The organism is Sporomusa sp. (assembly GCF_035561255.1).
GTDB lineage: Bacteria > Bacillota > Negativicutes > Sporomusales > Sporomusaceae > Sporomusa.
In genome coordinates this window covers 1-7,735 of record NZ_DATMXX010000248.1, presented here as the reverse complement: position 1 = coordinate 7,735, position 7,735 = coordinate 1, and the positions used below count along the sequence as shown (strand labels likewise).

The 7,735-nt window shown below is 42.4% G+C and carries 9 protein-coding genes and 1 riboswitch; all 9 genes read right to left on the bottom strand.

The window, feature by feature from the left end; translation table 11 throughout:
* Positions 1–53 precede the first annotated feature (53 nt).
* The gene (gene dapA / locus VN379_RS14060; RefSeq protein WP_325534879.1) at positions 54–935 is read right to left on the bottom strand and encodes a 4-hydroxy-tetrahydrodipicolinate synthase; all 882 of its coding nucleotides are present in this window, start codon (positions 933–935) and stop codon (positions 54–56) included.
* A gap of 14 nt (positions 936–949) precedes the next feature.
* Positions 950–2,170 carry an aspartate kinase gene (dapG, locus tag VN379_RS14055; RefSeq protein ID WP_325534877.1) on the bottom strand — a complete coding sequence of 407 codons (1,221 nt, stop codon included), beginning with the start codon at positions 2,168–2,170 and terminating at the stop codon, positions 950–952.
* A gap of 12 nt (positions 2,171–2,182) precedes the next feature.
* Positions 2,183–3,214, bottom strand: coding sequence for an aspartate-semialdehyde dehydrogenase (locus tag VN379_RS14050; RefSeq protein WP_325534875.1), 1,032 nt, complete (start codon positions 3,212–3,214; stop codon positions 2,183–2,185).
* A gap of 52 nt (positions 3,215–3,266) precedes the next feature.
* Complete coding sequence (dapB, locus tag VN379_RS14045) at positions 3,267–4,061, bottom strand: 4-hydroxy-tetrahydrodipicolinate reductase (RefSeq protein WP_325534873.1); 795 nt, start codon at positions 4,059–4,061, stop codon at positions 3,267–3,269.
* A gap of 114 nt (positions 4,062–4,175) precedes the next feature.
* Positions 4,176–4,346: riboswitch (Lysine riboswitch) on the bottom strand.
* Positions 4,347–4,458: 112 nt separating this feature from the next.
* Entirely contained in the window at positions 4,459–5,118 is a 660-nt protein-coding gene (locus VN379_RS14040) for a general stress protein (RefSeq protein ID WP_325534871.1), read from the bottom strand.
* Positions 5,119–5,183: 65 nt separating this feature from the next.
* Positions 5,184–5,459, bottom strand: coding sequence for a YlmC/YmxH family sporulation protein (locus tag VN379_RS14035; RefSeq protein ID WP_325534869.1), 276 nt, complete (start codon positions 5,457–5,459; stop codon positions 5,184–5,186).
* Between the two features lie 8 nt (positions 5,460–5,467).
* Positions 5,468–5,788: a hypothetical protein gene (locus VN379_RS14030; RefSeq protein ID WP_325534867.1), complete on the bottom strand. Its 321-nt coding sequence runs from the start codon at positions 5,786–5,788 to the stop codon at positions 5,468–5,470.
* An 86-nt stretch (positions 5,789–5,874) separates the two neighbouring features.
* Complete coding sequence (locus VN379_RS14025) at positions 5,875–6,321, bottom strand: dUTP diphosphatase (protein WP_325534881.1); 447 nt, start codon at positions 6,319–6,321, stop codon at positions 5,875–5,877.
* A gap of 8 nt (positions 6,322–6,329) precedes the next feature.
* Entirely contained in the window at positions 6,330–7,583 is a 1,254-nt protein-coding gene (locus tag VN379_RS14020) for a pitrilysin family protein (RefSeq protein WP_325534865.1), read from the bottom strand.
* Positions 7,584–7,735 lie beyond the last annotated feature (152 nt).

The following is a 7,735-nucleotide window of genomic DNA, read 5'->3' as shown; positions in this document are numbered from 1 at the left end:
TACTGTCTCTACATACAAAAAACCGGTAGCTTTCACTACCGGTTTTCTATTATCTATAATACACCTAAAGATTGCATCACCTTTTTAAGCTGCGCAGTTTCGCCGACAGTTGGTGCTATTAATGGCAGCCTGACCGGACCGGCTTTTATACCGATAAGATTAACCGCATCTTTGATAGGTATTGGGTTTGTTGTAACAAAAATGACACGGAAGAAAGGCAAGAGTTCCAGATGCAACGCTTGAGCTTTAGCCATATCCTTATCATAGAAGGCAGTTACCATTTCCTGCATACGGGTCCCGACAATATGAGCTGCCACACTAATAACACCATTTCCACCTACAGCTAGTATCGGCAATGTCAATACATCATCACCGCTATATACTAAAAAATCACTAGGGGTAATACGGATAATCTCGGAAATCTGATCTAAGCTGCCGCTTGCTTCTTTTACAGCTACAATATTTTTTATTTCGGCCAACCGGGCAATTGTATCAGGTAAGATATTTGAACTCGTACGGCCTGGTACATTATATACAATAAGCGGTAAGGTTGTGGAATCGGCAATAGCCTTAAAGTGTTGGTAGAACCCCTCCTGTGGCGGTTTATTATAATAGGGAGCAACCACCATTGCACCATGCACACCGATTCTCTCAGCTACCTTCGTCAGTTCAATAGAGTCTCTGGTTACATTTGAACCTGTACCAGCAATTATTGTAGCCCTATCTCCCACGGCTTCCAACACTGTCGCGTAAAGTTTAACCTTCTCATCATTAGTCAGTGTTGCCGCTTCACCAGTACTGCCAGCAACAACGATGCCATCTGAGCCATTGTTTACAAGGTATTGAGCTAATTTAACAGCTTCACTATAGTTGACACTACCATCATCGTTAAACGGGGTCACCATTGCAGTTAAAATCCGCCCGAAATTCCTCATCAAACTCTCCCCTTTTAATTTGATAAACCAAACTTCTCATGAAGTGATTTAACGGCTGCTCCAACATCACTTTGCGGCACAAGCACTGAGATGGAAGTATGAGAGTCTACGGTCTGAAGAATAGCAATCTTGTTACGTGACAATGCTTCAATAAAACTTGCCATCACGCCAGGAACCTCACGCATTCCACCACCAACGACTGACACTTTAGCGCAATTCTCTAAAATTTCAATCTCATATCCTTGATGTTTGAGTTTTGCTGATGCTTTCTCAGCGTGGTCTGCATTAATTGTAAACATAATTTGTCCTGGATGAACGTTAATCAGATCAACACTGATACCACTGTCAGCAAGCGTTTTAAATACTTTGAAACTTGCATCACTTGCCATAGTTTCATCAAGGTGAACTTTTATCTGAACAATATTTGTCAGATACGTGACACCTGTAGCGACCCTGTCTATCACGGTTGCACCGCCGTTATCCTCTTTTGCAATATTTGTGATTAATGTACCAGGTGCGTCAGAAAAAGTTGATTTTACTACAAGAGGAATATTTTTTTGCATTGCAATTTCCACAGCCCGGGGATGAATGACTTTAGCACCTTGATGAGCCAATTGACACACCTCTGCGTAGCTTATACACTCAAGAATCTTCGCATTATCAACAATTCTTGGGTCAGCTGTCATGATTCCATCAACATCAGTATATATTTCTACAAGCTCAGCATCTAGCGATGCCCCCAAGGCTGAAGCAGTAGTATCACTGCCCCCCCGCCCCAGAGTGGTAAACTCACCGTCACTTGTCATTCCCTGAAAGCCGCATACAACAGGTACTTTTCCCTGTCTTAGGAGGGTTATGATACGTGTAGGATCGCTTTTCAGAATCCTGGCGTTATTAAAGCTTGCATCAGTAATAATACCCGCGTTTCCCCCGGTAAGCATAACGGCGTCCATACCAGCGGCCTGCAATGTTCCAGCCATGACTACTGCTGAAATCATCTCACCGCAATACATAATCTGATCAAGCTCACGGGCAGCAATATCTCTATAGGCTGTTCTTGCAATACCAATCAAAGTGTCTGTCGCATAAGGGGCGCCCTTGCGTCCCATTGCTGATACTACAACCACCGGGCTAAATCCTTGCTCGCGGGCTTGTTTAACCTTGTGCACTACCAGTTCCCGTACTTCGGGCGACGCTACTGACGTCCCCCCGAACTTCTGGACAATTATTCGCATTTCTTTTACACCTCAAATTAAATTATGCTCAACCATGTACTCAGCAATCTGCACAGCGTTAAGCGCCGCACCTTTTCGAATTTGATCGCCTACTACCCACATATTTAACCCGTGAGGCACAGTTTTGTCTACGCGAATCCGGCCGACAAATACTTCATTGCGGTCAGAAGTATATAGTGGCATCGGATATACCATCTCTGCCGGATCATCTTGGACAATAACACCAGGAAATCCAGCCAGTAATTGCCTGGCTTCTCCAGGCGACAGTGGCCCGTTGAGTTCTATATTGATTGATTCCGAATGACTGCGGTATACCGGTACCCTCACTGTCGTTGCAGTTATCCCAATACTGAAGTCATTCAAGATTTTATGAGTTTCATGTACCATTTTCATTTCCTCTTTAGTGTAATCATCCTCGACAAATACATCAATCTGAGGTAACAGATTAAAGGCTATCTGATAGTGCTTAGGTAAGCTTGCACTTGGCAGTATATTCGCCTCAACCGGCCGTTTCTCCATAATTGCGGTAACCTGATTTGACAGTTCATCAATAGCTTCTTTGCCAGCACCTGAGACAGCCTGGTAAGTGGAAACAACAATCCGCTTTATTTTAACAGCATTATGGATAGGCTTGAGCGCCATAACCATAATAATGGTGGAACAGTTCGGGTTTGCAATAATTCCTTTATGTTGCTTTATAGCCTCAGGATTGACCTCCGGTACTACCAGCGGAACTTCCGGATCCATACGGAATGCACTGGAGTTGTCGATAACAATAGCGCCATGTTTGACTGCTTCAGGCGCTAATGTTTTGCTGGTCGAACCGCCAGCAAACAAGGCAATTTGCACATCCTTGAATGAGTCTGGTTTTGCCGCCTCAACTATGTAGTCCTTCCCCATGAAGGTGATAACTTTTCCGGCTGAACGTTCAGAGGCTAATAGCCTTAATTCATTAAAGGGAAAATTCCGTTCCTCAAGAAGTCTTAAAAATTCTTGTCCAACAGCCCCTGTTGCACCTAAAATTGCTACATTATATCTTCTCATTTAGACAACTCCCCCATACGTTTGACGTTATCATGTACTACTTTATAATACTTTAGCCCAATAGATCCTCAAGACCATAAGTTAATCCATCAACAGTCAGCACTTTTTTACAGGCCAATACTACACCAGGCATAAATGATTCCCTCGAGATTGAGTCGTGACGAATTGTGAGAGTTTGACCTAACCCGCCAAAAATAACCTCCTGATGAGCCACATAACCTGGCAGACGGACACTATGCAATCTGATTCCCGCTAAATCGCCACCGCGAGAGCCTGTTAATTTTTCTATCTCAGCCGGATGACCTTGAGTCATTTCACCCCTCACTTTTGCAATGAGCTCGGCAGTTCTAAGTGCCGTACCAGAAGGAGCATCAAGTTTCTGGTCATGGTGCATCTCAATAATCTCAACATGCGGTAAGTATTTTGCTGCTTCTTGCGATAGTTTCATCATTAAAATAGCACCTATGGAAAAATTAGGTGAAATAATTGCATTAACCTTGGTAGCCGCACAAAGCTGTCGAACCTCATCTAAATCGGTTTCAGACAGGCCGGTAGTTCCTACCACAGGGCATACCCCGCTATTTATTGCAACCCTGACATTATTCATTACCGATTTGGGATTAGTAAAGTCGACCATTACCTGCGGTTTTGTTTCACTAATAACGTTAGCTAAATCATTGCCAACAGTTACGCCCGTCTTTCCTGCACCAATTATATCCCCAACATCGGCAAAATCAGAATTCGTATCTACTGCACCCACTATACTCAAATGCTGATCTTGATAAACTGCCTGTAGGACTTCCCGTCCCATTTTACCATAAGCGCCACAAACCATTACTTTAATCAAGCGCTATCCACCTCCTATTAATAAAAAAAGCAGCCAGTGAGCGCTTTCTCACCAGCTGCCGTATCGGCAACGTTTTCTGATCAATAGGAAAATATAAATATATCTTCCTTAATCAGATGAGATAGCGCTCCACCAAGTAATGGTGACAGTCTTAAACCTATTTGATGTAAGACCAATAAGAAGACCCGGCAGTCTATCTTACTTCGGCGGTCGCCCCTTTCCTTTCAGGTCATTGATGCCACTCTCTCTGAAAGTACTCTTAACTCCCGCACCTCTACTTCATCCTGTACAGGATGTTGCTTATTCATTTTATACACATTTTATAATAAAGGTTCCAGTATTGTCAATAAATATTGAAATCTGTAATACTCGCTGCTAAAATAGCCGGGAAGCCCGGTTATTTTAGCTCGTGAGTTTCAACATCTTTAGCACCATTTTGCCGCAGTATCTGAGCTGCCTGGTTAACCTTAGCAGCATCTGAGCGAATAATCGCAAGAATGCCGCCTTGTGCTACCTGCTGCTCATAACGTTTGCCAGCTTCTGCTGGAATTCCCCAATCAATCAACCCGCCGGCAATACCGCCAGCTACCGCTCCGCTTAAAGCGGCAGCAATTGGACCTGCCGCGAGTATTGGTCCTACACCCGGAATAGCCAAAGCACCCGCACCTAAAAGCAAGCCTCCAATACCGCCTAAAGTGCCGCCTGTCAATGCACCATCAGTAATATCATCCTCAAAGTATTCGCTTCCCTGCTGTTGCTGTTTTTGATTATTTTTATTTTTGGAAACGATATTGATTTCTTCAGTTGTAAAACCTTGCGCTCTAAGTGCATTAACACCTTTTTCTGCGTCAGCGCGGGAATTAAATACGCCAATTACGCTTTTAACGCCTTGTCCACTCGCCTGCATGGTTCCAGACTGAGTTTTTGCGGAAGAGCTCGGGGATTGGGTCTGGGCATTGGAATAGCTATTAGCTAAGGCATTTCCTGCCTGACCTTCATTCTGGACCATTGTTTGATTAACGGTATTTTCCTGATTGTTATTACTAGTTGTCGTCATTGTAAAGCCTCCTAACATTAGTCTGATATTTAGTCTAATGTTAGGTTTAACCAGCACCTGATTTTTTATTCCCGCCCAAATCTTGAATACATACGATCATAGGCATTATTTAAATCAACAATAACAACCTCATCACCAATACGTTTAATAGAATGCCAGGGAATTGTTGTTATCTGATTGTCGCTTAAAAACTGAAATACGGCTTTATGTTTTGGCAGTATTAATCCACTGATAGCACCGGTATGACTATCAAAGGTCAGATCACATTCACCAATCGTACCTAAGCGAGTACCATCGCCTAAATTGATAACTTCTTTACCTGTCATTTCACTTATCCGCATAAATCCACCTACTTATTTCCAAATAGTTTACTAATGGCCGGTTGAATTACCGCAACCCCAATAGCCGTCATTGCCAGAGGATCGAAAGAAAGTATACTTAGTGTTATCCGTTCAGGCAGTTCAAGTTTTAAAAATGACACAATCATTACTAAAGAAAGATAGACGCCTCCAGCAGTAGCTACCAACTCCTGCACAGCAGTGGAAAACGGTGATGGTCTTGGTTCAACTTGTGGTGAGTTATCTAACGTAGTACGACAGCGGCAAACACGAAGCCAGATTGACCACATAATAGCCAGAATAATCACAATTAATGTTGCCCACGTATACAAAGAACCACCCCTCAAGCTACTTCTACCAATGTATATGCAGACAAAAAAAAAATATGAAAAAACTTCAAGGGAATACCCCTGAAGTTTTATTGGCCAGTACTACCTAAACCGCCCAGGCGCTCACCCCCGGGACAGTCATTATCAGCAATTAAATATTTATAGAAAACACCCTGAGCCAATCGAGTTCCTTTTGTTATCATCACCGATTGGTCATTATGATTATAGATAGCAATTAAAATATGTCCCTCATTATCCGGGTTATTATAATAATCCGCATCAATAATTCCCTGACCGTTGATTAAACTCAGATTTTGTTTAACTGCCAAACCGGAACGAATATGTATACCGAGATATTCATCGTTCGCCATATAAGCTTTAAGGCCTGTAGGTACTAAGGTAACCTTTCCCGGGGGCAAAGTAGCATCCTGTCCTGCGGCAAGATCATAACCGGCGCTTAACGCGGTTTTACGAACTGGTAAGATGATTTCACAGCCCAAGTACTGACTAATTATTTGAAAACCTCTAACCATAATATCTCCTTCTATAAATTGAAATTAGTGTTGATAGTGCTAGCATCAACAGGACCAAGTGCAGTAAAACATAAGTTTTCTGTAGTAAACATCCGCTCAACCATTTGATTAATATCCTGCAATGTTACTTTATCAATTTTGGCAACTACTTCATCCAATGTAACAAATTTTCCCAGCGCAACTTCCATCTTACCAATTCGCGACATTCGGCTACTGGAACTCTCCAGGCCGAGCAATAAACTCCCTTTTATTTGTTCTTTAGACTTAACCAGCTCCTGTTGGCTTATGCCATTATTCTTTAATTCCTTTAAGTTATCCATAATAAGATTTATTACCTCATTGACATTGCTGGGACGAGTCCCGGCATATATAGTAAGCAGCCCGGCATCTTTATAATTATTCTGATAGGAATATACCGAGTAAGCCAATCCACGCTCTTCACGAATAGCCTGGAATAACCGGGAGCTTATCCCGCCACCCAATATATTATTCATGATATACACAGGATATATTTCCGGATAATCCTGTGGCACACTCACCGTACCTAAGCATACATGCACCTGCTCAATATCTTTGCTAATAATAGTTCTGGCTGGCGTAAGCGTTGGTGCAGTTATGGCCAGATCGCGTTTTTTTCCCGTCATAGCAGCAAAGTAGTGTGTCGCTAACTTGACTAACTCTTCATGTGTTATATTGCCGGATGCAGCAATAACCACGTTGTCAGCGGTATAAAACTCCCGGCAATAATCTGTTACCAGCTTACGATTAAACCGGCCTATCGAATCAGTTGTCCCTAAAATATTCCTTCCCAGAGGATGCTTAGGCCAGGTAGTATCGAGATGAATATCATGCACCAATTCATCTGGCGAATCCTCATACATGTGAACCTCTTCAAGTACCACCTGCCGTTCCTTGTCAATGTCGTCTTCTGCAAACCTCGATGAGAGCAACATGTCACTTAGAACATCCATCGCTAAATCAGCATGCGAATCTAAAACTTTTAAATAATAACAAGTATATTCTTTAGCAGTAAACGCATTGAGTTGACCGCCAATTGCATCTACCGTTTCGGCAATATCTTTTGCCGAACGTCTGACAGTACCTTTAAACATTAGGTGCTCAATAAAATGGGAAATCCCATGATTATACTCTTCTTCAAACCTTGATCCTGTTCCAATCCAGATACCCAGTGTTACAGACTTAACATACGGGATTGTTTCAGAAACAACTCGAATTCCGTTGGGCAATATTGACTTTTGATACATAAAATCTCCTTTTCATAACGCAAATATTAGCTTCCAATACGACTGACAGTGATGTTAGTACATTCGGACGTGAAGTACCGGTGGTTTAGTAGAATCCTAGTCTATCAGGCCAGATAAAAATAACTGCCTGCTAATTATATTCTTTATTATAC